This window comes from Brachybacterium saurashtrense (assembly GCF_003355475.1).
In the GTDB taxonomy this organism is placed as follows: Bacteria; Actinomycetota; Actinomycetes; order Actinomycetales; family Dermabacteraceae; genus Brachybacterium; species Brachybacterium saurashtrense.
Genome location: NZ_CP031356.1, coordinates 793,640 through 819,136, shown reverse-complemented (window position 1 = coordinate 819,136; position 25,497 = coordinate 793,640). Strand labels below are relative to the sequence as shown.

Sequence of the window (25,497 nt, the reverse complement as noted above, 5' to 3'; positions counted from 1 at the left end):
AGCTCAGGGTGCTGTCGCGACCGCCACAGCGGCGTCCAGCAGGCGGGTGCCCTCGACCACGCCGGCGAGCGCCACCAGCACCTCCCCGCGGTGCTCGCCGTCGATCGGGGCGAGGGTCGCGGGGTCCAGGGCGTGGGCGTAGTCCCAGTCGATCTCCGCCCGCTCCAGCGCGTCGGCGAGGGCGGCCCGGATCCCCCGCACGGACGGCGCGGCGGCGAGCGCGGCCTGGATCGTGCGGGACAGGGCGAGCGCCTGCTCCCGACCGGCCGGGCTGAGGTAGGCGTTGCGGCTGGAGCGGGCCAGCCCCGAGGGTTCGCGCTGGATCTCGACCGGCTCGATGCGCACCGGCAGGTCGAGGTCCGCGACCAGGCGCTGGATGATCGCGAGCTGCTGGGCGTCCTTGCGGCCGAAGACGCTCAGGTGCGGGGCGGTGAGATGCAGGAGCTTGGTCACCACGGTGACCACACCGTCGAAGTGGCCGGGCCGTGCGGCGCCCTCGAGGAGGGTGCCCGCACGGCCTGCGCTCACCGAGACCGTGGGCGGGAGGACCGGGTACATCTCCTGGACCGCGGGGGCGAAGACCACGTCCACCAGGCCCTCCACGAGGGCGAGGTCGGCGTCGAGGTCGCGCGGGTAGGCCTCGTAGTCCTCGCCGGGCCCGAACTGCAGGGGGTTGACGAAGTCGGTGAGGATCACGTGGTCGGCGAGCTCGCGGGCGCGTGCCACCAGGGCGAGATGTCCGTCGTGCAGGGAGCCCATCGTGAGCACCGCGGCGACCGTGCCCGTCATCGCCACGCGCCGTGCGGTCAGCTCCGCGCGGGTGGTGACCAGCGCGGTGCTGCGGTCGGCCCCGTCCCGGGCGGTGGGGTGCCCGGGGGCGGGGAGCGGGGCGTGCTGGCTCATGGGTGGTCCTCTCCGGTCGGCCGGTCCTGCAGCAGCGCATCGAGCGCGGACCGGGTGTCCTCCGGGAGTCTGGCACGGGCGAGGGCGGCGCGGGCCAGCGCGCGGTAGGTGTCGGTCACGTCGCCGCGCTCCCCCGGCGCCCCGGTGGCGTCGAGGTCCGCGAGCGCTTCGAGATGGGCGGCGACGGTGCCGGCGTCGCCGCGCACCACGGGCCCGGTCAGCGCCTTGGCCCCGCGGCGCAGGGACTCCTCGAGCGCCGCCTCCAGCAGGGGGCGGAGATACGCGCCGGGCTCGTCGATGCCCATCCGGCTCAGGGACTCGCGGGCCTGGTCCACGAGCACCACCAGGTGATTCGCGGCGTGGGCGAGGGAGGCGTGGTAGAGGGGGCGGTCCCCCTCGGCGATCACCTCCGCCTCGCCGCCCAGCTCCACCACCAGCGCCGCGGCGATCGGCAGCAGCTCGGGCGCGGCGGTGATTCCCATCGGACAGCCGATCAGGCGGGAGAGATCGGCGCGGGTGCCGGTGAAGGTCATCGCGGGGTGCAGGGCGATCGTGGCGCTTCCCGCCTCCGCCAGCGGGGCGAGCACCTCGGTGCCGAAGCGACCGGAGGTGTGCACGATCAGCTGGCCTCCCGGCGCGAGACCGGTCGCGGCGATCCCGGCGGCCAGCGGGCCCAGCTGGTCGTCCGGCACCGCCAGCAGCAGCATCTCGCTGCGCTCGACGAGCGCGGGGACGTCCAGCAGCGGCACGCCCGGCAGCAGGTCCTCGGCGCGCTCGCGGGAGGCGTCGGAGACGGCGTACGCCCCGGTGATCCCGTGGCCCTCGGCGCGCAGGGCCGCACCGAGCACGGCGCCGACCCGGCCCGCCCCGATCACGCCGATGCCCAGGCGCGGCGCGGTCATCGCCCACCTCCGAGGCCTGCATGCGTCGCCCCGACGGCGCCCCGGCTCTCGGCCGCGGGCCGGGGCCAACGCTCGCGGTCGCGGTACCGGCGCAGCGTCGCGGCGTCGTGCGCGAGCTCGGCATGGAGCGCGAGCACCTCCGGGCGCGGCAGGTTCGCCAGCGACAGCGTATGCCCTGCCACGCCGACCTGCAGGTCCAGGACCCCGAGGGAACGGGCGAGCGGCCCGTCCTCCACGGTCAGTCCCTGGATGCGGTCGCGAGGGATGATGTCGAGACGCTTCACGAGGACACCGCGGCGCTGCACGAGCGCTCCGGGCAGCAGGACGCTCACGGTGGTGCGGCGGTCGATCCAGCAGGCGCGGATCCGGGTGCGCAGCCCGTCGATCTCTCGCGCGGGGGCGGTGAGCAGCCGTTCCACGGCGGCCAGGTCGTCGTCGGTGCCCAGCGGCGAGGCCAGGTGCGACAGCGTCGCGGCGAGCTCCTCGCGGGTGCCGACGGGCAGCACGCTCTCGGCGCCGTTCTCGTCGGCGTCCTCGATACCGGCCACGGTGACGGTCACGCCTGTCCAGCCGGGGCTGCGCCACAGCAGCGGACGGCGCATCTCGAGACGCTGGATGCGACCGGCGGCGATGTTGTCCGTGCGGGTGTTGGCCAGGCCCCGTCGCATCCGCAGGCCGCTGTCCGTAAGGCGGGAGACGAATCCCCACCCGGACTCGATACGGCCGAAGACGTACTTCGGCAGCGCCACGATCGTGGGCAGCAGCGCGATGATCACCGCGAAGGAGAGCCCGTCCTGCCAGATCGCGAGGCCGACGGCCACCGGCAGGCCCAGCACGCCGATCGCCACGGCGAGCAGGAAGCCGGGGTCGCGCAGCAGGGAGTGGACCAGGCGCCCGGTGGGGATCTGCGCGATCAGCTCCCCGTCGGTGACACCGTCGTGGAGGAAGCTGTCCAGCGAGCTCGCCGTGGTGCGTCGCGCGCGCTCCCCCGCCCGCTCCTCGGCCACGACGTCGGCGCCGGGGCCGGCAGTGCCCTCGGAGCCCACCGACCCGCTGGACCGATCGGCCCCGTCGGCCGCGTCGCCCCCGTCGGCCGGATCGTGCCCGCGCCGGCCCGCGTCCGTGGCCGGTGCGGTGGCTGCCGGGTCGGGCGATCCCGCGGGGGCGGAGGTCGGGGTGTCGGCCGCAGGGTCGGCGTGCGCGGGGCGGGCCTCCTCACCGCGGCCGGGGAGGGCGAGGATCCCGCGGCGCAGCTCCTCCGCGTCGGCGGAGCGGACGTACTCGATGTCGAGATAGGATCCGCCGCCCCCGGCGACCTCCACCCGCACCTTGGCCAGGCCCAGCAGCCGGGCCAGCAGAGGGCGTTCCACGGAGACGGACTCGATCCGGGCCCGCGGGGCGTACTCGCGCGACCGGCTGATCATGCCGCGGTGGAGGGAGACCCCGGCGTCGTCGACCGCATAGGTGGTGAACCACCAGCCGGCCGCGGACAGCACCACCGCGATCACGACGGCGGCGGCCAGCACCCCCAGCCCGATCAGCGCGCGCTGGACGGTGAAGTCCTCCGCCAGTCGGGCGATGTTCTGCGCGGTGAGCACGGCGATCACGCCGACCACGATCTTCCAGCCGGTCACCAGCGGAGTGATCGGGTGGGTGCGGCGGCGCTCCGCGGTGGCTCCCGGCTCCGGAGCGTTCACAGTGCCGCCATGTTCTCGATGCCGCGGGCGGTGAGCAGGGCGCGCAGCCGCTCGGCCTCCTCCTTCGGCAGGCCCGGCAGGACCACTGTGGTGCCGTCGCTCGCGGTGCTGACGGTGAGCTTCGCGAGACCGTACCGACGATCCACGGGGCCCTCGTCGATCTTCACGGACTGGACCCGGCCGTAGGGGATCGTGTGCACGGTGCGGAACATGATGCCCCGGGCGATCGTGAGATCGTCCTGGGCATCCAGATAGCCGATCGCGCGCACCCGGCGCGGCGTGAGCAGCAGGCTCTGCACCAGGAGCGCCAGCGGCAGCAGGCCCAGCAGGGCGAGCCACCACCAGGAGGTGAGCACGGCGCCGACGATCGCCCCGGCGATCATCAGCACCCAGAGGACATAGCCGACGATGCCCGCGACGTAGCGGGCGGGGATCAGCGCGGTCGAGACGGGACGCAGGGCGCCGGCGGCGAGCAGCCCCGCGGGGTCGTCCTCGAGCGTGCGAGCGGGGTGCGGGTCCTGGAGGCTGGAGGCGGCGGGCGCGGGCCCGTCCTCCTGTGCCCGCGCCCCCAGGGGCGCGGAGGCGGGGTCGGGGAGGGTGCTCATGGGAACCATCGTGTCACCCCGACACCCGGTGCGCCCTCCGACGGACGGCGCGGACCGCATCGGCGAAGGTCGCAGGTGCGCTCCCGACGCCCTCGACGCTCCGAGCCCTCCGAGCGCGCTGACCCCTCCGAGCACCCCCACCCCGGGCGCTCAGCCACCGGCGCCGGCGCCCTCCGCCTCGCCGTCGCCGTCCTCGGGCGGCAGCTGTCCCCAGCGCTCCACCATCACGCCCAGCACGCCCAGCGTGATCCCCGCCGCGGCCGCCGCGCCGGTGGGCAGGATCGCCCGCAAGGGGTCACCGGTGCCGGTGAGCAGGAGGAACAGCGCCTGGCCGGTGAAGATGCCGCCCACCACCGCGCCGGTGTAGGCGCAGGCGCGGGCGAGCAGCACGGTGCGGTAGGCGGTGGGCAGGTCGATCTGGTGCCGGCGCGGCGCGAAGCTGGGCCGTTCCCGGCGTTCGGCGCTCTCGAGCATGTACCGCCGCAGCGGGATGCCGTAGGCCAGCAGCACCGCGCTCAGCACCAGCAGCACGGCGGTGGTGAGCCAGCCCGCGATCGGCAGGGAGTGGCCGCGCGCCGCCATCGCCTCCAGCATCTGGGCGCCGAACCCCGCGCCGAGCAGAAGGATCAGCAGCAACACGGGGATGTTCAGCGGCTTCACGACTCCCCGAACCCCTTCAGGGCGGGCCCGGGGCGCAGTCCGTCCCGATCCGGTGCGACCGCCAGCAGCGCGGCGACGGTCCCGGCGCCGGGAAGCTCCGCCTCCGGGCGCGCCGCGTGCCAGGGCGCGAGCACGAAGGCGCGCTCGTGGGCGCGGGGATGGGGCACCGTCAGCGCGGGATCCTCACTGGTCCAGTCCCCGTAGGTGATCACGTCCACGTCGAGGGTGCGCGGTCCCCAGCGCACCCGCCGCTCGCGGTGCGCGGCGCGCTCCGCCCGCTGCGCCGCCTCCAGCAGCGCGAACGGGCCCAGCACGGTGCGCACCCCCAGCACGGCGTTGAGGTACGCGCCCTGACCGTCCGGTCCGCCCACGGGCGCGGTCTCGAGCACCGGCGAGGTCCACTCCACCGCGATCCCGTCGGTCTCCTCGAGCAGGGCGAGCGCGTCGAGCAGGTGCTGGCCGCGGTCACCCAGGTTGGTGCCGAGGGCGAGCACGGCGCTCACCGGTGCGGCGTCCCGCGCGATGTGCACGGCGACGCCGCCGACGGGCAGGCCGACGGGCGCGGCGGGCTTGTGCACCGACACCTCGACCCGCCGTGCCAGCGGGTGCGCGGTTCCGCCGAGCACGCGGGCGGCGATCCGCTCGGCGAGGGTCTCGACCAGGGCGTGGGGGCCGCCGCGCAGCTCCTCGTGCACGGCGTGGGCGACCTCCGCATAGTTCACGGTGCGGGCGAGCGCGTCGGCGGTGCCGGCGGGGGCGGTCGACAGGTGCAGGGTGACATCGGCGACGAACTCCTGGCCCAGCGCGGTCTCCTCGGCGAGCACGCCGTGGTGGCCCCAGGCGCGGATCCCGGTGAGCTCGATGCGGTCCAGCGGCTCGCCCGTGCGCGGCGCGTTCATCGTCGCCCGCTCCGTCGCAGCCGGTCCCCCACGCGCACCGCCGCGAGGCTCGGTGCGATCTCGTGCACGCGCACCGCCCAGGCCCCGTGCTCGGCGCTGTACGCGCTGATCGCGGCGGTGGCGAGATCGCGGTCCGCCCCCAGCGCGCTCACGAAGCGCTTGCGGGAGGCGCCGATGAGCACGGGCAGCCCGTGGGAGGCGATCGCGTCCCAGTGCGCCAGCAGCTCCCAGTTCTGCTCCCCCGTCTTGGAGAAGCCCAGGCCCGGATCCGCCACCAGGAAGTCGTCCTCCACCCCTGCCTCGCGCAGCGCGTCCAGCCGGGCGGCGAGCTCCTCGGTGCTCTGCCGGGCCACGTCCTCGTAGACGGCCAGCTCGTTCATGACGTCGCTGTGGCCGCGCCAGTGCATCGCGATGAACACCGGCGGGGTGCCCAGCCGGGTGCGCAGGAGGGCCGCCTCCCGGCCCATGTCCACGTCCGCCCGGCCCGCGGAGACGTCGTTGACGATCAGCGCCCCGGCCTCGACGCTCGCGGCCGCCACGGAGGCGCGCATGGTGTCCACGCTCACCACCACGTCCTCGGCGGCGAGGGCGGAGACCACCGGGATGACGCGGCGCAGCTCCTCGTCCTCGTCCACCCGGGGCGCCCCGGGACGGGTCGATTCGCCGCCCACGTCCACGATCGCCGCGCCCTCGGCCACCAGTCGACGACCGTGGGCGAGCGCGGCGGGGGCGTCCGCGTGCGCACCGCCGTCGGAGAACGAGTCCGGGGTCACGTTGAGCACGCCCATGACCAGGGTGTCGTCCCCGCCGAGTCGGGCAGGCAGCCCCTCGGGCCGTCGAGCGGTCGTCTCCACTCCCCTCACCTCCGGTGGATCAGCGCCATGGCCTCGCCGCGGGTGGAGGCGCTGTCCCGCAGCATGCCCCGCACCGCACTGGTGACGGTGCGCGCGCCCGCGGCCCGCACCCCGCGCATCGACATGCACATGTGCTCCGCCTCGATCACGACGATCGCGCCGGCGGCGTTCAGCTCGTCCATCAGCGCGTCGGCGATCTGGAAGGTGAGGCGCTCCTGCACCTGGGGCCGGCGGGCGTAGACGTTCACCAGGCGGGCGAGCTTGCTCAGCCCCGTGACGGTGCCGCCGCCGGGGATGTATCCCACGTGCGCGGTGCCGTGGAAGGGCAGCAGATGGTGCTCGCACATCGAGTAGAACGCGATGTCGCGCACCAGCACCAACTCCTGGTGCTCGATGTCGAACGTGGTCGCCAGCGGCTCGCGCGCGTCCTGATCGAGGCCCTCGAACACCTCGCCGTACATCCGTGCCACGCGGCCCGGGGTCTCCAGCAGGCCGTCTCGCTCCGGGTCCTCGCCGATCGCGGCGAGGATCTCCCGGACGGCGGCCTCGATGCGGGGCTGGTCGACCGCCATCTCAGCGCTCCGTCGACTCGGTGCCGGAGGTTCCGGGGCCGTCGACGCCGGTGCCGCCGTACCCGTACCCGGTGCCGCCGTGCCCGGTGCCGTCGTAGCCGTACCCGGGGCCCTGCCCCGGACCGCCGCCCTGCCCGGGAGCGCCGCCGTGGGGGGCGCCCGGGATCTGCGGCCCGTCGCCGCCCGGATGGGGCAGCTCCGGCGGGTTCGGCTGCAGCGGCTCGCCGGCGTCGTGGGACTCCGTGCCGGTGCCGGTGGTGGTGCCGCCCACGGAGGGGGCGTCCAGCGAAGGACGCTCCTCGCTGGAGACCCACACCGCACGCGGCGGCTGCTTCTTCACGTCCCGGAACACCTCGGCGAGCTCGTGCTCGTTCAGGGTCTCCTTCTCCAGCAGCTCCTCGACCAGGCGGTCCAGCACGTGGCGGTTCTCCACGATCACCGACCACGCCTCGTCCAGCGCGGTGTCGAGCAGCGCCCGCACCTCCTGGTCCACCAGGCTCGCGGTCTCCGCGCCGAAGCGCGGCGCCTGGCCCTGCTGCATGCCCACGAACACCTCGTCCTGGTCGCCGGAGAGGGCGACCTGACCCACGGTGCCGCTCATGCCCAGCTGCATCACCATGGTGCGGGCGATCTTGGTGGCGTTCTGCAGATCGGAGCTGGGACCGGTGGTGACGTCGTGGAAGATGCTCTCCTCCACCGCGTAGCCTCCCATCGCGTAGGCGAGGCGGTCCAGCAGCTCGTTGCGGGACTGGTAGTTGCGGTCCTGGGTGGGGACCACCATCGTGTAGCCGCCCGCTCGGCCGCGCGGCAGGATCGTCACCTTCGTGACCGGCGCGGAGTTGTTCATGGCCGCGGCGACGAGGGCGTGACCGCCCTCGTGGTAGGCCGTCATCTGGCGCTCGCGCTCCGTCATCACCTTCGAGTACCGCTGCGGGCCCATGGAGACGCGGTCGATCGCCTCGTCCAGGGCGCGGTTGTCGATGATCTGGTTGCCGGAGCGTGCCGTGAGCAGCGCCGCCTCGTTGAGCACGTTGGCGAGGTCCGCGCCGCTCATCCCGATGGTGCGCTTGGCGACCGCCTCGAGGTCGACGTCGTGCGCCAGGGGCTTGCCCTTGGCGTGCACGCTGAGGATGTGCAGGCGGCCCTTGAGGTCCGGGGCCTCCACACCGATCTGCCGGTCGAAGCGGCCCGGGCGCAGCAGCGCCGGGTCGAGGATGTCCACGCGGTTGGTGGCGGCGATGAGGATGACGTTCTGGTTCTCCTCGAAGCCGTCCATCTCCACCAGCATCTGGTTCAGGGTCTGCTCGCGCTCGTCGTGCCCGCCGCCCATGCCGGCGCCGCGGTGGCGGCCCACGGCGTCGATCTCGTCGATGAAGATGATCGCCGGGGCGTTCTCCTTCGCGGTGTTGAACAGGTCGCGCACTCGGCTCGCGCCCACGCCCACGAACATCTCCACGAAGTCCGAGCCGGAGATCGAGTAGAAGGGCACGTTCGCCTCGCCCGCCACGGCCTTGGCCAGCAGCGTCTTGCCGGTGCCGGGAGGGCCGTACAGCAGCACGCCCTTGGGGATCTTCGCCCCCACGGCCTGGTAGCGGGCCGGGTCCACGAGGAACTGCTTGATCTCGTCGAGTTCCTCGACGGCCTCCTCGGCGCCGGCGACGTCCGCGAAGGTGACGTCCGGGGACTCCTTGTTGAACAGCTTGGCCTTCGACTTGCCGAACTGCATCGCCCGGCCGCCGCCCTGGGCGTTCATGATGAGGAACCAGAACAGGCCGATGAAGATCAGCAGCGGGAGGAAGGACAGCAGCAGCGTGGACCACCAGGAGCTGCTGGCGATCTCGTCGGTGTAGCCATCCGCCGGGGCGGCCTCCTCGACCGCCTGGACGATGGACTCCGCACGCGCGTCGACGTAGGAGAAGCGCACCTGGGTGCCCTTGTTCTCGTCGCCGTCGGTGAAGTCCTCGGACAGCACCAGGTCCACCCGCTGCTGGTTGCCGCCGATGATCTTGGCCTGCTCGACGGTGTCGCCCTGCAGCAGCTCGAGGCCCTGCTCGGTGTCGATCTGCTGGTAGCCGTCGCGGCCGAACAGGGAGAACATCGCCATGCCCAGCAGCAGGGCGACGACGATCCACAGCGCGATGCTGGTGAAGGGGCGGCGCTTCTTGCCGCTGGAGCTCTTGGCGGAATCTGCCACGTGATCAGTCCTCGTACACGGAGCGCTCGAGCACGCCCACGTAGGGAAGGTTGCGATAGTTCTCGGCGAAGTCGAGGCCGTAGCCGATGACGAACTCGTTGGGGATGTCGAAGCCGACGTACTTCACGTCGATCTCCACCCGCGCGGCCTCCGGCTTGCGCAGCAGGGTCGCGATCTCCACGCTCTTGGGGCCGCGCGAGCGCAGGTTCGACAGCAGCCACTTCAGGGTGAGCCCCGAGTCGATGATGTCCTCGACGATCAGCACGTTCCGGCCGGTGATGTCCCCGGAGAGGTCCTTGAGGATCCGCACCACCCCGGAGGACTTCGTGCCGGAGCCGTAGGAAGAGACGGCCATCCAGTCCATCTCGACGGAGAGGTCGATCTGACGCGCGAGATCCGCCATCACCATCACGGCGCCCTTGAGGACGCCCACGAGGATCGGCGGCTCGTCCGCGTAGTCCGCGGCGATCTGCGCGCCGATCTCTGCGAGCCGGTCGCTGATCTGCTGCTCGTCCAGCAGCACGCGGTCGACATCGGGGTGGGGGTGCGTCTGGGGCACGCGGATCTCCTCCATGGAACGTGGTGGGTGCGCGAGCCGCGGGTCACGAATCGATGCGGCGCCACACCAACAGGCCGTCGCGGCGAGCGACCTCGATCCTACCCGGAACCTGCACGGCTGCCTGACCGTGCCATGAGACCACCAGGGCGTCCACGGCGAGCACCTGGCGTCGAAGCAGGGACTTCGTGGCTCCTGCGCCGCCGTCGGGGCGGATTGCGCGCTCAGCGGAACGCGTCGCGTCCCGCAGGATGCGGGTGCGCAGCGGGGCGGCCGCACGCGCCAGGGCGTGCACGTCCAGCAGCAGCACGTCGCGCTCCTCGCGCAGCTCCCCGCCCTCGCGCCGCAGCGCCTCGAGCAGCTCGCGCGCCTCGGCGTCGAGGTGGTCGACGTCGGGGCCGACGAGGTCCGCGGTGCGGGCGAGGTTCTCGTCGATCTGCGCGCCGAGGATCTCCCGCAGCAGCGGCAGGGCGCGGTGGCGCACCCGGGAGCGGAGCATCGTCTCGTCGGCATTCATCGGGTCCTGCCACCAGTCGAGGTCGTGCAGGAGGCAGATCTCCTCGGTGTCCGCGCGCCGCAGCGCGGTGGTCTCGTCCCGCCCGCTGCCCAGGAAGGGGCGCAGCACCGCCCCGCGGGCGCGCGGGATCCCTGCGAGGGCTCGGGGGCCGGCTCCGCGCGCGAGGCCCATCAGCACCTGTTCGGCCTGGTCGTCGAGGGTGTGACCGAGCAGCACGGCGAGCGCGCCCCGCTCGGCGCGCAGCGTCTCGAGCGCCTCGTGCCGGGCGGCGCGGGCGGCGTTCTCGAGCCCTCCCGGGGCGCCCTCGTCCACCGTCACCCGCAGCACCTGCGCCTCGGCGCCGAGTCGTTCGGCCTGCAGCCGGGCGCGGTCGGCGATCCTGTCCGACCCCTCCTGCAGGCCGTGGTCGACGATCGCGGCTTCGGTCCCCAGGCCCATCCGTGCGCCCACCCACACGGTCGTGGCCAGCAGGGCGAGGGAGTCCGCTCCCCCGCTGACCCCCACCACCAGGCGCGGGGCGAGGTCGCCCACGGCGGTCGCATCGGCGAGGTCCTCCAGGCGGGAGGCGAGGGCGACCCGCACGGCGGTGCGAGCGCGGGCGACGACGGGCGGCGGGCCGGCCATCAGTCCTCCTGCACGATCTCGGCCGCGACCCGGTCCACCGCGGCGCGGGCCGCGGGGGCGTCGGCCCCGTCGAAGCCGTGCACGGCGATCGAGTAGCCGACGGTGCGCCCGTCGGGCAGCACGGCGACGCCCGCGAGGGTGGCCGCGCCGCCCAGGTAGCCGGTCTTGCCGCGCACGAGGCCGGCGGCGTCCTCGGCGCCGTCGGCGTCGAAGCGGTCGGCGAGGGTGCCGGAGAGTCCGGCGACGGGGATGTCGAACAGGATCTGCTCCAGGGCGGGCAGCGTGCCGGAGGCCGCCTCCGCCAGCACCGCGGCGAGCAGCGCGGACGGCACCCGGTTCTGCCGCGACAGTCCCGAGCCGTCGCGGATCTCGAGCTGCGCGAGCGTCGACTCGGGCATGCCGGCGGCGGCCGCCAGCTCCCTCACCTCCGCCTCCACGGCGGCGGCCGCGCCGGCGGGCGTGGTCTCCTCGCCGCGGGAGAGCGCCACCAGGTGCGCGAGCAGCTCGGCGGTGGTGTTGTCGGAGATCAGCAGGGTGTGCCGCACCAGCTCGGCCAGCGGGGCGGAGCGGACCTCCGCCGCGGGCGCGCCGACGGGGGCCTCTCCCTCCTCGATCCCCCCGGTCACCGTGAGGCCGGCCTCACGGAGCAGGGCGGCGAAGCGCTCGGCGGCGTCCCCGGCGGGATCGGTGGACTTCGGTCCGTACTGCTCGCCGTCGAGCCAGCCCTCGTCCAGCGCGAGAGAGGCGGTGGGGGTCACCCACCCGCCGGCGGTGCCGTTGTCGCCCCACGCCGGGTTGGGGCCGCCCACGAGGAGGCCGTCGTCGAGCACGAGCGACACCTCCTCGGCGCCCTGCGAGACGGCGAGCGCGGCGGCGTCCTCCGCGAGGGCGCGGAGGTCCTCCTCGCTGAGAGTCATGTCACCCCCGCCCACCAGGGTGATCACGCCGTCCTGCACCACCGCCCGGGTGGTGAGCACCTCGTCGCCCTCGTACTCCCGCAGCACCGCGGCGGCGGTGAGGAGCTTCAGCGTGGAGGCGGGCACCAGGGCGGTGGCCGCCTCCCGGGAGGCGAGCGTGGTCCCGGTGCCGGCCTCCACCACGCTGAAGGCTAGGCCTCCGTCCACCACCGGGAGCTCCGCGAGCGCGGACATCCGTTCGTCGAGGTCAGCGGGATCGACGGGGGTGCCGACCGCACCGGAGGCGGGCAGCAGCTCCTCGTTCTCCGGGCGGCCCCAGTCCTCGGCGGAGGCGCGCGGCCCGAAGGTGAGGGCAGGCTCCTCGGTGCGGAGCGTGAGCACCCCCGGGAAGGCGTCGGTGAGATCGCCCAGGGCATAGAAGCTCACCGGCACCGCCGCGCACATCACGATCGCGGTGATGCGCCAGATCCTCTCGAGTGCTCTCCCCCTCATGGTCCCCACGATATGGTGTCCCGGTCTGTACAAGTGGCCTACGGGGCCGGAGCAATGGAGCGGCTGTCGTGGAATTCGACGTGACCATCGAGATCCCTCGCGGAAATCGCAACAAGTACGAGGTGGACCACCACAACGGGCGCATCCGGCTGGACCGGATGCTGTTCACCGCCACCCGCTACCCGGATGACTACGGCTTCATCGAGGGGACGCTGGGCGAGGACGGCGACCCGCTGGACTGCCTGGTGCTGCTCGAGGAGCCCACCTTCCCCGGCTGCCTGATCCGCTGCCGCGCCCTGGGCATGTTCCGCATGCGCGACGAGGCCGGCGGCGACGACAAGATCGTGGCCGTGCCCGTCGGCGATCGGCGCCAGGTGCGCCGCCAGGAGCTCACCGACGTCTCCGAGTTCCACCGGCTCGAGATCCAGCACTTCTTCGAGGTCTACAAGGACCTCGAGCCCGGCAAGAGCGTCGAGGGCGCCCACTGGGAGGGCCGCAGCGATGCGGAGGCGGAGATCCGTCGCTCCTACCAGCGCGCCGCCGGCACCGAGCACGCCAACGAGTTCACCCAGGAGGTGTGAGCCGCCGGGCCCGCACCGCGGGCCCGCCTCACCCCCGGGTCCTCCGCGCCGGGCCTCCTCCGGGAGGCCCCTGCGCCGGGACCTCCTCTCGGACGAGAGACCAGGAGGGCCGGCCCCGCGGGGCCGGCCCTCCTGGTCTCTCGTGGGGAGCGGGCGCGCTCAGCCCTCGAGCGCGCCGCCACGCGGGGCGCCCTCGAGCACGGTGCGGTGGGAGAAGATCTCCTCCATCGCCTCGACCACCGAGCGCGCGACCACGCGGGCGCCCACGGCGCCGATCACCGCGCCGATCCCGAAGGGCAGCAGGCGGGCGAACCAGAGCTTCCCCGTCCGGGAGACAACGCGCCGCCGCACGTAGCGGGAGACCTGCTTGCTGATCAGCCCGGGCAGGAAGCCTCCGCCGCCCCCGAGCACCGCGTTCCACTGCAGGCCGTGCGTGCCCATCGCCTTGGCGATGATCTCCGTGCCCCGCTCGCCGCTGAGCACCGCCATCAGCACGAGGCGGCGGGTGCTGCGATCGGCCATGTCCACGCCGTGGATCTCCGCCGCGGACAGGGTGAGGAAGGCGCAGGCCTCCGCGAAGGTCACGCCCTCGCCCACGGTGAGACCCAGCGCGGCCGCGGTGCCGAGTCCGGGCAGCGCGGCCACGCCGCCGATGCCGGCCCCCGTCACCATGGTCACGGCGACGAAGCGCGAGGTGACGCGCTGGAGCAGCTGGCGCTCGGTCTCCTCGGGATGCGCCGCGCGCAGCCGGGTGACGTAGCTGCGGGCCAGCGGCGCCTGCGCCTTCAGGGCGCCGTCGACGACCGACAGCCAGCGCTCGTCGATCTGCTCCCCGGCGCTGAGGTCCTCGTGCGGGGCGTGCTCTCCTCGCGGCGGGGTGGTGGGGTCGCTCTGGGCCACCGTGTGCTCCGTTCTGTGGGGTCGTGAACAGGGGTCACGCTACCGCGTCCGGCGGGGTCGGGACCGAGGCCCGCAGGGGCCCGGCGCCCCGGCGGGGTCAGCGGGTCATCACCTCGCCGGGACCGAGCTCGGCGATCTCGCCGCTCAGCCCCAGCCGGCGCACCGCCTCGCCGAGGTCGGTGTAGTGCGGCGCATAGGAGGCGTCGATGAAGGAGCGGGGCACGGCCACGTCGTGGCAGAGGGTCCCGGCCAGGTGGTCGGTCTCGTGCTGCAGGATGCGGGCGGTCCAGCCCCCGTGCTCCTCGTCCACCTCGCGCAGGGTGCCGTCGTCCAGCAGCTCCGCGGCGCGCAGCCGCACCCGGCGCGAGCGCGGCACGATCGACTGCCAGCCGTCCACGGACAGGCACCCCTCGAAGGCGTACACGCGCTGGTCGCCGAGCGGCTCGAGCACCGGGTCGAGCAGCGCGCGCAGCGGTAGCGGGCGGCGCTCGAGCAGGTCGTCGTCCGGGTCCTCGCCCGGCTCGCTCGCGAAGGAGTCCTCGACCACGTAGAGGCTCAGCGGCAGGCCCACCTGCGGGGCCGCCAGCCCCACCCCGGGCGCCCGCCGCATCGTCACGGCCATGGCGTCGACGAGCTCGCGCAGGAGCTCGGCGGGGAGCCGTTCGGCCGCCCGCACTGCACGGCGGCGCAGGGCCGGGTGCCCGGCCTGCACGATCCGCAGCGGGCTCCCCTCCCCCTCACGGCGGTCGAGGATCTTCCGGGTCAGGTCGCTGATGTCCACCGCGCCAGTATCCCGCAGTCCTGTCCCCTTCCCGCGGGCTCACCTTCCCGCAGGCGCCCGTGCGCGAGAGTCCCGCACGTCGAGACGGGCGTGGCCCGCGTCGTCCTCCCTGTGAGAGATGGGCTACACTCCCGGGAGCCGGTGCGACGACGCACCTCGGATGAGCAATTCGGAAGAGAACGACCTCGACCCGGCCACACATCACTTCACAACGGACCGTCCGGCACGTACCTGCCGGTGAAGGAGAATCATCATGGCAACAGTGACGTTCGACAACGCCTCGCGCGTCTACCCGGGCCAGGAGCGCCCGGCCGTCGACAACCTCAACATCGAGATCGGCGACGGCGAGTTCCTCGTGCTGGTGGGCCCCTCGGGCTGCGGCAAGTCGACCTCCCTGCGCATGCTCGCCGGCCTCGAGGAGATCGACGCGGGCCGCATCCTCATCGGCGACCGCGACGTCACCGACGTCCCGCCGAAGGACCGCGACATCGCGATGGTGTTCCAGAACTACGCGCTGTACCCGCACATGACGGTGGCCGACAACATGGGCTTCGCCCTGAAGATCGCCGGCACCCCGAAGGCCGAGATCCGCAAGCGGGTCGAGGACGCCGCCGCGATCCTGGACCTCACCGAGTACCTCGACCGCAAGCCGAAGGCGCTCTCCGGCGGTCAGCGCCAGCGTGTGGCGATGGGCCGTGCGATCGTCCGCTCCCCGCAGGTGTTCCTCATGGACGAGCCGCTCTCGAACCTCGATGCGAAGCTGCGCGTCTCCACCCGTACCCAGATCGCCTCCCTGCAGCGCCGTCTGGGCGTCACCACCGTGTACGTGACGCACGATCAGACCGAGGCCATGACGATGGGCGACCGCGTCGCGGTGCTCGATCGCGGCGTGCTCCAGCAGATCGACTCCCCGCGTCGCATGTACGACCACCCGAACAACGTCTTCGTCGCGGGCTTCATCGGCTCCCCGGCGATGAACCTGTTCGAGGCGCCGCTGACCGACCGCGGCGTCGAGTTCGGCGGGGCCGTGGTGCCGGTGGACCGCTCCACCCTCTCGGAGACCGATCAGAAGACGGTCACCGTGGGTGTGCGCCCCGAGGACCTGGAGATCGCCACCGACGGCCAGGGGCTCGCCGTGGAGATCGACCTCGTCGAGGAGCTCGGCGCGGACGCCTTCATCTACGGCCGCCGTGCCGGCGGCGACGAGACGGCCAAGCCGTTCATCGCGCGTGTCGACGCCCGTCGTCCTCCGCAGAAGGGTGAGACGGTGCACTTCCGCCCCGCCCCGGAGCACGCTCACCTGTTCGACACCAAGACGGGGCAGCGCCTGGGCGACTGATCCCCCGAGGTTCCGCGCGACGGGCGTCCGGCTGTGGCCGGGCGCCCGTCGCCGTGCGCCGGGGAGGTGCACGAGCGGTGCCCTTCGCGTCGAGATGACGTGAATTCCCGGCCCGGCTGGGCGAAGCCGTCCCTCACAGGAGACAATGGCGTCATGTCACCCTTGGAGATCACCGCCTCCCGCGCGGATCCGGCCCTGCTGGACCTGCCGTGGGAGACGCCGCTCGAGCAGTGGCCCGACGAGATCCTCGCGGCCCTCCCCCGCGGCATCTCCCGCCACGTGGTGCGCTTCGTGCGCGTCTCGGGGCGGGTCCTGGCCCTCAAGGAGATCTCCCGCAACCTGGCCCAGCGGGAGTACGAGATGCTGCGGGTGCTGGGGCGGATGGACGTGCCCTGCGTGGAGCCCTTCGCCGTCGTCTCCGGGCGCACCACCCCCGCCGGGGAGGAGCTCGACGCCGTGCTCATCACCCGCCACCTGCAGTTCTCCCTGCCCTACCGCGCGGTGTTCAGCCAGGTGGCCCGGCGGGACACCGCCCATCGGCTGCTCGACGCGCTCGCGGTGCTGCTGGTGCGCCTGCACCTGGACGGCTTCTACTGGGGGGACGTGTCGCTGTCGAACACGCTGTTCCGCCGTGATGCGGGAGCCTTCGCCGCCTACCTGGTGGACGTGGAGACCGGCTCCCTGCACGAACAGCTCTCCGACGGGCAGCGCCAGTACGACCTCGACCTCGCCCGCACCAACATCATCGGCGAGCTGATGGATCTGCAGGCCGGCGATCTCTTCGACCCCGAGGCCGATCCGGTGGAGGTGGGCGACGACCTCGTCTCCCGCTACCAGGAGCTGTGGCGCGCGCTCACCTCCCGCGAGCGCTTCTCCGCGCAGGAGCGCTGGCGGGTCTCGGCCCGGATCGAGAAGCTCAACGCCCTGGGGTTCGACGTGGGCGAGCTCGAGATCACCACGGACCTCGACGGCACCACCCTGTCGATCATGCCGAAGGTGGTGGACGCCGGCCACCATGCCCGGCGCCTGATGCGCCTCACCGGCATCGACGCGCAGGAGAACCAGGCGCGCCGGCTGCTCAACGACCTCGACCAGTACCGGGCGGACACCGAGCAGCAGATGGAGGACGAGGAGTTCGTGGCCCACGAGTGGCTGCAGCGTCAGTACGAGCCCGTGGTGCGGGCCGTGCCGCGCTCGATGCGCTCCAAGCTCGAGCCGCCCGAGTTCTTCCACGAGATCCTCGAGCACAAGTGGTTCCTGTCCGAGCAGGCCGGGCGGGACGTGAGCCTCGACGACACCGTGCGGGACTACATCCTCACGGTGCTGATCCACCGCCCGGACGAGAAGTCGCTGGTGACCACCGAGACCTCGGCGCTGCCGATCTTCGAGAGCTGAGGGCCCGCGCGAGATGGCCAGTGCTCGACGGCGACCCCCGGCCCGCCTGGACAATCTGCCGCTGCGCGCGCAGCTGCGGGTGGACCGGCTGGGGCTGCGACTGGCACAGATGATGCTCGGTCTGAGCGGGTTCGGCGTCTCGCTGGCCCTGCTGCTCGAATCGGGTCTGGGCGGTGCGCCGTGGGACGTGCTGCACGCGGCGCTCGCGGAGCGGCTCGGTCTCACCGTGGGGTCGGTGAGCATCGGCGTGAGCTTCCTGCTGCTGCTGGCGTGGCTCCCGCTGCGCGAACGGATCGGGATCGGCACCGTCGCGAACGCCCTCTGGGTGGGGATCTGCATCGACCTGGGCATGCTGGTGCTCCCGGCGGCGGACGGCCTGCCCCTCGCCGTCGGGATGATGCTGGCGGCCGTGGTGCTCAACGGGGTCAGCGGTGCCGTCTACATCGGTGCTCAGCTCGGGGCCGGGCCCCGCGACGGTCTGATGACCGGCCTGGGAAGCGTGCTGTCGCGTCCCGTCGGCCCGGTGCGGATCGCGCTCGAGGTGCTGGTGCTGCTCACCGGCTGGGCGCTCGGCGGGCCGCTCGGCGTGGGCACCGTGGTCTACGCGCTCGGGCTGGGCCCGATCATCCAGCTGACCCTGCCGCACGTGATCCACCCCGTGCGCTCGATCGGGGACCGGCCGCTCCCGGACCCTGCGGGCGGCGCCGACCCCGCCACGCTCCCGGACGCCCCCTCGGGGCGCTGAGCACCCGCCGGGAGCCGGCCGACGCCGCGCCCCCGGCCGGCTCCCCCACGGCTCAGCGCAGGCCCTGGGACTCCCGTACCCCGGAGATCTCGTAGAGGGCGATCGCCGCGGCCACCGAGGCGTTCAACGACTCCGCGGGCCCGTTCATCGGGATCGAGACCACCTGGTCGCTGATCTCCCGGGCCAGCCGCGACAGTCCCTTGCCCTCGGCGCCCACCACCAGCGCGGCCGGCTGCGTGCCGAGCTCGAGCCCGCGCGTGGTGACATCGCCGTCGGCATCCAGCCCCAGCACGAACACGCCCGCCGCCTTGAGTGCGGTGAGCGACCGGTTCAGATTGGTGACCTGGGCGACGCGCACACGGCCCGCGGCCCCGGCGGCGACCTTCCACACGCTCGCGGTCATCGACACGCTGCGCCGCTCCGGCAGGATCACGCCGTGGGCGCCGAACGCATCGGCCGAGCGCAGGATCGCGCCCAGGTTCCGCGGGTCGGTGATGCCGTCCAGCGCGATCAGCAGCGGCGGCTCGAAGCGCTCCTCGGCGATCCGCAGCAGGTCCTGCACGTCCGCGTACTCGTACGGCGGGATGGTCAGGGCGACGCCCTGGTGCACGGCGTGATCGGTCATCCGGTCCAGGTCCGTGCGGGACGCCTCGGCCACCGGGAGGCCGCGCGCGGCCGCGAGGCGCATGATCTCCCGCACCCGCTCGTCGGTGTCCAGCCGGATCATCACCGTCAGCTGGGTGGCGGGCACCTCTTCCCGCAGCGCCTCCAGCACGGCGTTGCGCCCGGCCACCTGATCGCTGCCCGGCGCCTTGCGGGCTCCCTTCCCGCCGCCCCGGCGGGCCCCGCCGGACTGCGAGGAGGATCCCGTGAACGCCTTGTGGGCGGGACGGTCCTGCGCCTTCGGCGTCGGTCCCTTCCCCTCGAGCCCTCGGCGGCGCACGCCGCCGGAGCCGACGGTCGCGCCCTTCTTGCCCTTGCGCACCGCTCCGCGGCGCGAGCTGTTGCCTGCCATCGACGTCTCCTCAGTCCTGCTCAGTCTCGGTTCTCGAGGGTCCACCGGGCACCGGCCCGGCCGTCCTCGATACGGATCCCCGCCGCGGTCAGCGCATCGCGCAGCGCATCGGCACGGGCCCAGTCCTTCTCCGCACGTGCCGCCTCCCGCGCCGCCAGCTGGGCGGAGATCAGGGCGTCCAGCGCGGCGTGCTCTGCCGTGGCGGTCCCGCCCTCGCCGCGCCACTGCGCGCCGAGCGGGTCCAGACCGAGCACGTCCAGCATCGCGCGCAGCCGCCCCAGCGAGGCGGCGATCGCGTGGGTCCCCGCCTCGTCGCGCGCGCCCAGCAGCGTGTTCAGCGCCGCCTGTTCGCGATGGAGCACCGCGAGCGCCTCCGGCACCGCGAGGTCGTCGTCCATCGCGGCGACGAAGTCCGCCGGGAGCTCCACCTCCGCCAGCGGCGCCTCCGTCGCGGCGAGAGGATCCGCCCCCACCCGCTCCGCCGCGCGCACCGCCGTGGCGCGCAGTCGCTCCCACACGGTCTCCGCCTCGCGCATCGCAGTGGCGTTGTACTCGACGGTGGCGCGGTAGTGGCCGCTCACCAGCGCCAGGCGCACCGCCGGGGTGGGGTGGTCGGCGAGCGCGCGGGCGGCCGTGACGAAGTTGTCCAGGCTCTTGCCCATCTTCAGGCCGTCCACCGTGAGCACCCCGGAGTGCATCCAGCGGCGCGCGAAGCCGTAGCCCGCGGCGTGGGACTGCGCCTGCTCGTTCTCGTGGTGCGGGAACCGCAGATCCAGGCCCCCGGCATGGATGTCGAAGGTCTCCCCCAGGTACTTGCGGCTCATCGCGGAGCACTCCAGGTGCCAGCCCGGCCGGCCGCGACCGAAGGGCGTGTCCCAGGAGGCGGTCTCCGGCTCGGTGGGCTTGGCGGCCTTCCACAGCGCGAAGTCGCGACGGTCGCGCTTGCCGGGCTCGGCCTCCTCGCCCGCGTCCTGCATGTCCTCGAGCGACTGGCGGGTCAGGGAGCCGTAGCCCTCGTGGGAGGCCACGTCGAAGTACACCGAGCCGGCGCCGTCCGGATAGGCGTGGCCGCGCTCGATCAGCCGCTCCATGAGGGCGATCATCTCGGTGACGTGCCCGGTGGCGCGCGGCTCGTAGGTGGGGCGGCGGTTGCCGATCCGGTCCAGGGTGTCCTGGAACTCGCGCTCGAAGCGCAGGGACCACGCCCACCACGGCGCGCCCGCCTCCGCCGACTTCACCAGGATCTTGTCGTCGATGTCGGTGACGTTGCGGACGTGGGTGACCTCGTACCCGCTGCGCTCCAACCAGCGCACCAGCACGTCGAAGGCGAGGAAGGTGCGCAGATGGCCCAGGTGCGGGGCGCCCTGCGTGGTGGGGCCGCACACGTACAGCGACACCGCCCCCGGCTGCACCGGGCCCAGCGGTGCGGTCTGGCGGGTGGCGGTGTCGTGCAGGTTCAGAGTCACGTGCCCCAGCGTACTTGCCCGTCGGCGCGGGTGAGGACGCGCCGCGCGCGCGGCGTCCCCGGTGCGCGGGCCCCGGTGCGCGTCACTCGGTGCGGGCGCTGACCTGCTTGCCGTACAGCTCCTCGAAGGTGTCGTCGTAGGAGACGGCGCTGCGGCGCCGCTTGCCCTGGACGGCCTGGACCGCGGACTGGGCGGTCTCGATCGTGGTCTCCGGTGCGCCGAGCCTCTTGGAGACCAGGAACGCGATCAGGCCCGCGATCGCCCCGAGCAGGACGAACACCCCGGCGACGATGAGGAACGAGGCCCAGTACGGCAGCCCCAGCGCCTCGAGGCCGGTGGCCGCCGAGAACAGCAGCATCACCCAGGCGGAGAGCAGGAGGAACAGCAGCACCGCGGCGCAGGCGGCGATGATGCCGACCTTGATCGCGAGGGCGGTGATCTCCTTCTTCGCGATGTCGATCTCGTGGTGGACGACACCGAGGAGCTCGTCGCGGATGGACTGGACGAGCTCACCGATGGACCGCTGGGTGGGCGGCGTGCTCGGGTCGTTCGTGGTGTTGATCATGGTCGGAGCCTATCGCAGGGGGTGGGTGCTCGCAGGTCGGGGCGGGTGGGTCAGTCCACGGAGATCCGCTTGCGCGCGGCGGTCTCGGGCCGCGGGCCCGCGGAGGTGGTGCGACGGGCCACGATCGACGGCGCGACGGCGACGTCGCGGGTGGGCCCCTCGTGGCCGGAGACGCGCTCGACGAGGAACTGCGCGGCGAGCGCCCCCAGCCGGTCCGAGTTCGGATCCACGCTGGTGAGCTGCGAGACGCCGGAGGCGGCCAGGGAGGTGTTGCCGTAGCCAGCCACGGCCAGCTGCTCGGGGACCGAGTACCCGGCGTCGCGGGCGGCGGCGAGCACGCCCACCGCGGTGACATCGTTCGCGCACGTGACGGCCGTGGGCACGCGGCTGCCGCGCAGCAGCATCGACCCGGCGGTCTGCCCCACCTGCTCGGTGAAGTCGCCGGGCTCGACCCGCGCCTGCTCGGAGAGGCCGTGGCGCGCCATCGCCGCACGGAAGGCCTCGGCACGCTCCCGTGCGACCTCGGCGCCCACGCCGCCGACGTGGGCGATCTCGCGATGCCCCAGGCTCACCAGGTGGTCGACCAGCAGTCCCTGCCCCACCTCGTCGTCGATGCGCACGGTGTCGAAGCGTCCGGTGAAGCTCTGCGAGCAGCCGATGCCCACGAAGGGGCGATTTCCGGTCGCCTCCAGCACCCGGTCCATGTCGGCGAGGTCCGAGACCATCAGGAAGCCGTCCACGCCCAGGTGCACCAGGTCCTCGATCGCGTCGATGTCCGCGGCGACCGGGTACTCGGGGAGGCGGCGCCGCGTGGGGACCACCACGGCGGTGCGGCCGGTGGCCGCCAGCTCGATGCGGATCGCGCGCACCAGATCCGAGATCCAGGTGTTGCGCATCGTGTTGACCAGCACCGCGACCACGCCGCGGTGCTCCGTGGCATCGCTGAGCTCCTCGAGCGGGAAGTGGAGGCGCTCGGCCGCCTCGCGCACGCGGCGCGCCATCACCGGCTTGATCTCGTCGGCGCCGCGCAGGGCGCGCAGCGCGACGGCGCTGGAGATGCCCAGCGAGTTCGCGACGTCCCGCAGGGTGCCGCGGTCCTGCCCGCCCGAGGGCGCGGCGCCGCCCGGGGCCTGGGCGCCCGCGGTCTCGCCGCCGGCGTCGATGGTCTCGTCCGAAGAAGTGGCGTCACTGCTCATGCCCCCATTGAACCGCATCCGGGGCGGCGGGCCGGGCCGATGGCCCTCGATGTGCGACACGGCGCATCGCCGGGCGGGGGTTTTCCCCCGCCCGGCGCCGTGGGGCGACACGGTGGGCGCGACACCGCCGCGCGGCCTACTGTCGGGGTATGGAGACCACCTCACCTCGGCGCACGGCGCCCGCGGGGCCCCGGCTGGCCCCCGCCGCCCTCGCCTCGGTGGTGGTGGGCGGCCTGCTGCTGTGCACCTGGTTCTGGATCAGCCTGGCCCTGTTCGGCATCGGCCTGAGCTCGCTGCCCGCACTGGGCAGCGGCCTGCTGCTGCTGGTCCCCTGGCTGCTGGCGATGCAGCTGGCGGTGCGGGTGGAGCGGCGGCGCGCCGTCGCGATCCACGGGCTGAGCGTGATCCTGCCGGCACGGCGCCGCTCGCGACGGCACGGCGTCGCGGGGTGGCTGCAGAACCGCTGGTTCGAGCTGGGCACCGGCGCGTTCTGGCGCGGGGTGCTGCACCATCACCTCGCGATCCTGGTCTCGGGGCTGTTCTTCCTCGCCTTCGCGGCGCTGCTGTGGGTCTCGTGGACCAGCACCGGCCTCGCGCTGTCGCACGGGCCGGTCGAGCTGGGGTCGCTCACGGTCTCCCGCGGCGGGCTGGCCGCGATCGCCGCGGTGAGCCTGGTGCTCTCCGCCGCCATGCTCGTGCTGGGCGCCCTCGCGGACCGCGGACTCTCCCGCGGGCTGATCTCCGGCTCGGAGGACGAGCTGCGCGAGCAGGTCGCCGAGCTCGCCGAGCGCCGCCAGGGCGCTGTCGACGCCGCCGCGCAGGAGCGGCTGCGGATCGAGCGCGACCTGCATGACGGCGTCCAGCCGCGCCTGGTGAACCTCGCGATGACGCTGGGCCTGGCCCGGAGCACCATCCGCACCGACCCCGAGCGCGCGGAGCGCCTGGTGGCCGAGGCGCATGCGGAGGCGAAGTCCGCGATGACCGATCTGCGGCAGCTGGCCCGCGGCATCCATCCGGCCGTGCTCACCGACCGGGGCCTGGACGCGGCGCTCTCCGCCCTGGCGGCCCGCTCGCGCATCCCGGTGGACCTCGAGGTCGCCCTGGGCTCCTCGCAGGATCGCGACCTCCCCCCGCTGGACCGCGAGCACGAGGCGGTGGCGTACTTCGTGGTCGCCGAGGCGCTCACCAACGTGGCCCGGCACGCCGGGGCCTCCCGGGCCGCGGTGACGGTCACCCGCGATCCGGAGGCGCTGCGCGTGCGGGTCGAGGACGACGGGCGCGGCGGCGCCCGGGTGCACCGCGACGGCCCCTCCACGGGGCTGGCCGGGCTCACGGACCGCGTGCGGGCCACCGGCGGCGTGCTCACGGTGGCCAGCCCGCCCGACGTCGGCACCGTCCTCGAAGCCACCCTCCCCCTGCGCGGCACCGCACTGCACCCGCGCCCCGCCCTCCCTCGCACCCCCCAGGAGACCCGCTGATGAGGATCGTGATCGCCGACGACGCCGTGCTGCTGCGCGCCGGCCTCGAGCACCTGCTCACCGAGGCGGGCCACGAGGTGGTCGCCGCCGTCGGCGATGCCTCCGCGCTGCTCGCCGCCGTGAGCCGGCACCGCCCCGATCTCGCGCTGGTGGACGTGCGCATGCCGCCCACCTTCACCGACGAGGGCGTGCGCGCGGCCATGCTGATCCGCCGCCAGGATCCGGAGGTCGCCCTGCTGGTGCTGTCGCAGTACGTCGAGGAGCGCTACGCCTCCGATCTGATCGCGGATTCCCCGCACGGCCTCGGCTACGTGCTCAAGGACAGGGTAGCCGACGTCGAGGACTTCCTGGGCGTCGTGGCGGACGTCGGCGCCGGCGGCACCTGGCTGGATCCGGAGGTGGTGCAGCAGATCTTCGTGCGCTCGCGCCGGCGCCGCACCCTGGAGGCGCTCACCCCGCGCGAGCGGGAGGTGCTCTCCCTGATGGCCCAGGGCCGCTCCAACCAGGCCATCGCCGACGCCCTGTTCGTCTCCGCGGGCAGCGTCGAGAAGCACATCTCCTCCCTGCTGACGAAGCTGGACCTGCCTCCGGTGGACGGCGAGAACCGGCGCGTGATGGCCGTGCTGCGGTACCTGGAGTCCGAGGAGCGATGACGATGGAGACACCGTCGGCGCGCCCCGCTCCGCTGGTCGAGCCGGGCCAGCGACTGCACCCCTCCCCCGGCCGGGATCGTCCCTGGCGGGTGCTGATCACCCTGATCGGCGGGGTGACGGTGACGCTGCTGGTGCTGGCCATGGGCGCGAGCACCACCGCGACCTGGCTCTCCGGCCGGAGCTTCACCGAGATCCCCGCGGTGACGGAGCTCGGCGACCCGAAGGCGCTGAGCGTCTCCACCGACCAGGCCTCCGTGCACGTGCTCCCCTCCCCGGAGGTGCAGCAGGTGACGCTGGCCCTGGTGCGCCCGGGCCAGCGGACGCTCCCCGCCGCGGGCCAGCAGGTGCGGGCGAGGATCGTGCGCCGCGACGGCGACGGCGCCGCCTCGGTGACGGTCGAGCAGCCCGATCTCGGCATGGGCGTGCCCTGGACGGGTGGGTACCGGGAGGTGCTGCTGCTGGTCCCCGCGGGGCGGGAGCTCTCGCTGGAGGTCGCCACCGGGGTCGGCGACGTGCGTGTGGAGGGGGCGTTCAGCGCCGTCGACGTCCGCAGCGAGGTGGGGGACCTGCGACTGGGACCGCTCACGGCGTCCGGCGAGCTCACCGCCGCGGCAGAGGTGGGCGACGTGGAGGTCGAGCTCGACGATCCCGCGCCGGCCACGGTGCGCCTGGACGCCGCGCTGGGCTCCGTGCGCCTGCAGCTCCCGCCGGACGCCGCCGCGGAGGTGGTGATCGACGCGGAGTTCGGGGACGTGGCGGTGGCGGCGCCGGGGGACACCCGCTGGCAGGTGGACGCCTTCTCCGAGCTGGGCGAGACGCAGATCGACCCGATGCTGCGCGACGGGGCCGGGGAGCCCGGCACGCTGACGGTGACCACCGAGCTGGGCGACGTCAGCGTGACCCGCTGACCGGACGCCGCCCCCGACCCCGTCACCGGCACCAGCACAGGCCCCGGATCCGGCCCCGGACGACGCGGGCGCCCCGGCCATCG

At 73.7% G+C, this 25,497-nt stretch carries 25 protein-coding genes; 7 read left to right on the top strand and 18 right to left on the bottom strand.

Features of this window, described 5'->3' with window-relative positions; all coding sequences use genetic code 11:
• Nucleotides 1–3: 3 nt before the first annotated feature.
• From panC to DWV08_RS03645, 12 genes are all read right to left on the bottom strand, one after another.
• Nucleotides 4–903: a pantoate--beta-alanine ligase gene (gene panC / locus DWV08_RS03700; protein ID WP_115412575.1), complete on the bottom strand. Its 900-nt coding sequence runs from the start codon at nucleotides 901–903 to the stop codon at nucleotides 4–6.
• Nucleotides 900–1,805: a Rossmann-like and DUF2520 domain-containing protein gene (locus DWV08_RS03695; RefSeq protein ID WP_115412574.1), complete on the bottom strand. Its 906-nt coding sequence runs from the start codon at nucleotides 1,803–1,805 to the stop codon at nucleotides 900–902. Before DWV08_RS03695 ends, panC begins: the two co-directional genes overlap by 4 nt.
• Nucleotides 1,802–3,502 carry a PH domain-containing protein gene (locus DWV08_RS03690; RefSeq protein ID WP_115412573.1) on the bottom strand — a complete coding sequence of 567 codons (1,701 nt, stop codon included), beginning with the start codon at nucleotides 3,500–3,502 and terminating at the stop codon, nucleotides 1,802–1,804. The genes DWV08_RS03695 and DWV08_RS03690 overlap by 4 nt, the downstream gene beginning before the upstream one ends.
• A complete protein-coding gene (locus DWV08_RS03685; RefSeq protein ID WP_115412572.1) occupies nucleotides 3,499–4,107 on the bottom strand; it encodes a PH domain-containing protein in 609 nt (202 codons plus the stop codon). The genes DWV08_RS03690 and DWV08_RS03685 overlap by 4 nt, the downstream gene beginning before the upstream one ends.
• A gap of 150 nt (nucleotides 4,108–4,257) precedes the next feature.
• Nucleotides 4,258–4,767, bottom strand: coding sequence for a DUF3180 domain-containing protein (locus tag DWV08_RS03680; protein WP_115412571.1), 510 nt, complete (start codon nucleotides 4,765–4,767; stop codon nucleotides 4,258–4,260).
• Nucleotides 4,764–5,666: a 2-amino-4-hydroxy-6-hydroxymethyldihydropteridine diphosphokinase gene (gene folK / locus DWV08_RS03675; protein WP_115412570.1), complete on the bottom strand. Its 903-nt coding sequence runs from the start codon at nucleotides 5,664–5,666 to the stop codon at nucleotides 4,764–4,766. The genes DWV08_RS03680 and folK overlap by 4 nt, the downstream gene beginning before the upstream one ends.
• Complete coding sequence (folP, locus tag DWV08_RS03670; protein ID WP_115412569.1) at nucleotides 5,663–6,520, bottom strand: dihydropteroate synthase; 858 nt, start codon at nucleotides 6,518–6,520, stop codon at nucleotides 5,663–5,665. The genes folK and folP overlap by 4 nt, the downstream gene beginning before the upstream one ends.
• Nucleotides 6,521–6,525: 5 nt before the next feature.
• Nucleotides 6,526–7,092, bottom strand: a complete 567-nt coding sequence (gene folE, locus DWV08_RS03665; RefSeq protein ID WP_115412568.1) for a GTP cyclohydrolase I FolE — start codon at nucleotides 7,090–7,092, stop codon at nucleotides 6,526–6,528.
• Nucleotide 7,093: 1 nt separating this feature from the next.
• Nucleotides 7,094–9,286, bottom strand: a complete 2,193-nt coding sequence (gene ftsH, locus DWV08_RS03660; protein ID WP_241237449.1) for an ATP-dependent zinc metalloprotease FtsH — start codon at nucleotides 9,284–9,286, stop codon at nucleotides 7,094–7,096.
• Nucleotides 9,287–9,290: 4 nt separating this feature from the next.
• Nucleotides 9,291–9,845, bottom strand: a complete 555-nt coding sequence (gene hpt, locus DWV08_RS03655) for a hypoxanthine phosphoribosyltransferase (RefSeq protein ID WP_115414893.1) — start codon at nucleotides 9,843–9,845, stop codon at nucleotides 9,291–9,293.
• A 43-nt stretch (nucleotides 9,846–9,888) separates the two neighbouring features.
• Nucleotides 9,889–10,983: a tRNA lysidine(34) synthetase TilS gene (tilS, locus tag DWV08_RS03650; RefSeq protein WP_115412567.1), complete on the bottom strand. Its 1,095-nt coding sequence runs from the start codon at nucleotides 10,981–10,983 to the stop codon at nucleotides 9,889–9,891.
• Complete coding sequence (locus tag DWV08_RS03645; RefSeq protein ID WP_115412566.1) at nucleotides 10,983–12,392, bottom strand: D-alanyl-D-alanine carboxypeptidase; 1,410 nt, start codon at nucleotides 12,390–12,392, stop codon at nucleotides 10,983–10,985. The genes tilS and DWV08_RS03645 overlap by 1 nt, the downstream gene beginning before the upstream one ends.
• A 68-nt stretch (nucleotides 12,393–12,460) precedes the next feature.
• Here DWV08_RS03645 and DWV08_RS03640 point away from each other — a divergent pair, with 68 nt between their 5' ends.
• The gene (locus DWV08_RS03640; RefSeq protein WP_115412565.1) at nucleotides 12,461–12,973 is read left to right on the top strand and encodes an inorganic diphosphatase; all 513 of its coding nucleotides are present in this window, start codon (nucleotides 12,461–12,463) and stop codon (nucleotides 12,971–12,973) included.
• A 159-nt stretch (nucleotides 12,974–13,132) separates the two neighbouring features.
• On the opposite strand, the gene DWV08_RS03635 is transcribed toward DWV08_RS03640, so the two are convergent.
• Together DWV08_RS03635 and DWV08_RS03630 are read right to left on the bottom strand one after the other, a co-directional pair.
• Nucleotides 13,133–13,873: a hypothetical protein gene (locus DWV08_RS03635; RefSeq protein WP_115412564.1), complete on the bottom strand. Its 741-nt coding sequence runs from the start codon at nucleotides 13,871–13,873 to the stop codon at nucleotides 13,133–13,135.
• 97 nt (nucleotides 13,874–13,970) lie between these two features.
• Entirely contained in the window at nucleotides 13,971–14,654 is a 684-nt protein-coding gene (locus tag DWV08_RS03630) for a peptide deformylase (protein WP_162801490.1), read from the bottom strand.
• A gap of 253 nt (nucleotides 14,655–14,907) precedes the next feature.
• Between DWV08_RS03630 and DWV08_RS03625 the strand changes: the two genes are divergently transcribed.
• The 3 genes from DWV08_RS03625 to yczE all read left to right on the top strand — a co-directional run bounded on the left by DWV08_RS03625 (nucleotide 14,908) and on the right by yczE (nucleotide 18,133).
• Nucleotides 14,908–15,993: an ABC transporter ATP-binding protein gene (locus DWV08_RS03625; protein WP_115412562.1), complete on the top strand. Its 1,086-nt coding sequence runs from the start codon at nucleotides 14,908–14,910 to the stop codon at nucleotides 15,991–15,993.
• A gap of 153 nt (nucleotides 15,994–16,146) precedes the next feature.
• Complete coding sequence (locus DWV08_RS03620; RefSeq protein ID WP_115412561.1) at nucleotides 16,147–17,388, top strand: DUF4032 domain-containing protein; 1,242 nt, start codon at nucleotides 16,147–16,149, stop codon at nucleotides 17,386–17,388.
• A 13-nt stretch (nucleotides 17,389–17,401) separates the two neighbouring features.
• Nucleotides 17,402–18,133, top strand: coding sequence for a membrane protein YczE (gene yczE, locus DWV08_RS03615; RefSeq protein WP_115412560.1), 732 nt, complete (start codon nucleotides 17,402–17,404; stop codon nucleotides 18,131–18,133).
• 52 nt (nucleotides 18,134–18,185) lie between these two features.
• Here the strand turns inward: yczE and rlmB are convergent, their stop codons facing one another.
• The 4 genes from rlmB to DWV08_RS03595 all read right to left on the bottom strand — a co-directional run bounded on the left by rlmB (nucleotide 18,186) and on the right by DWV08_RS03595 (nucleotide 22,375).
• Nucleotides 18,186–19,148 (bottom strand): 23S rRNA (guanosine(2251)-2'-O)-methyltransferase RlmB, encoded by a 963-nt coding sequence (rlmB, locus tag DWV08_RS03610; RefSeq protein WP_115412559.1) that lies wholly within the window; start codon nucleotides 19,146–19,148, stop codon nucleotides 18,186–18,188.
• Nucleotides 19,149–19,168: 20 nt separating this feature from the next.
• Nucleotides 19,169–20,614 (bottom strand): cysteine--tRNA ligase, encoded by a 1,446-nt coding sequence (cysS, locus tag DWV08_RS03605; protein ID WP_115412558.1) that lies wholly within the window; start codon nucleotides 20,612–20,614, stop codon nucleotides 19,169–19,171.
• Between the two features lie 82 nt (nucleotides 20,615–20,696).
• Nucleotides 20,697–21,179, bottom strand: coding sequence for a phage holin family protein (locus tag DWV08_RS03600; RefSeq protein ID WP_115412557.1), 483 nt, complete (start codon nucleotides 21,177–21,179; stop codon nucleotides 20,697–20,699).
• 50 nt (nucleotides 21,180–21,229) lie between these two features.
• Nucleotides 21,230–22,375: a LacI family DNA-binding transcriptional regulator gene (locus DWV08_RS03595; RefSeq protein ID WP_162801489.1), complete on the bottom strand. Its 1,146-nt coding sequence runs from the start codon at nucleotides 22,373–22,375 to the stop codon at nucleotides 21,230–21,232.
• Between the two features lie 149 nt (nucleotides 22,376–22,524).
• On the opposite strand from DWV08_RS03595, the gene DWV08_RS03590 reads away from it, so the two are divergent.
• The 3 genes from DWV08_RS03590 to DWV08_RS03580 are packed head-to-tail and all read left to right on the top strand — an operon-like array spanning nucleotide 22,525 to nucleotide 25,414.
• Nucleotides 22,525–23,853 (top strand): sensor histidine kinase, encoded by a 1,329-nt coding sequence (locus DWV08_RS03590; protein ID WP_115412555.1) that lies wholly within the window; start codon nucleotides 22,525–22,527, stop codon nucleotides 23,851–23,853.
• The gene (locus DWV08_RS03585) at nucleotides 23,853–24,506 is read left to right on the top strand and encodes a LuxR C-terminal-related transcriptional regulator (RefSeq protein WP_115412554.1); all 654 of its coding nucleotides are present in this window, start codon (nucleotides 23,853–23,855) and stop codon (nucleotides 24,504–24,506) included. The genes DWV08_RS03590 and DWV08_RS03585 overlap by 1 nt, the downstream gene beginning before the upstream one ends.
• Nucleotides 24,503–25,414, top strand: a complete 912-nt coding sequence (locus tag DWV08_RS03580) for a DUF4097 family beta strand repeat-containing protein (RefSeq protein WP_127097495.1) — start codon at nucleotides 24,503–24,505, stop codon at nucleotides 25,412–25,414. Before DWV08_RS03585 ends, DWV08_RS03580 begins: the two co-directional genes overlap by 4 nt.
• Nucleotides 25,415–25,497 lie beyond the last annotated feature (83 nt).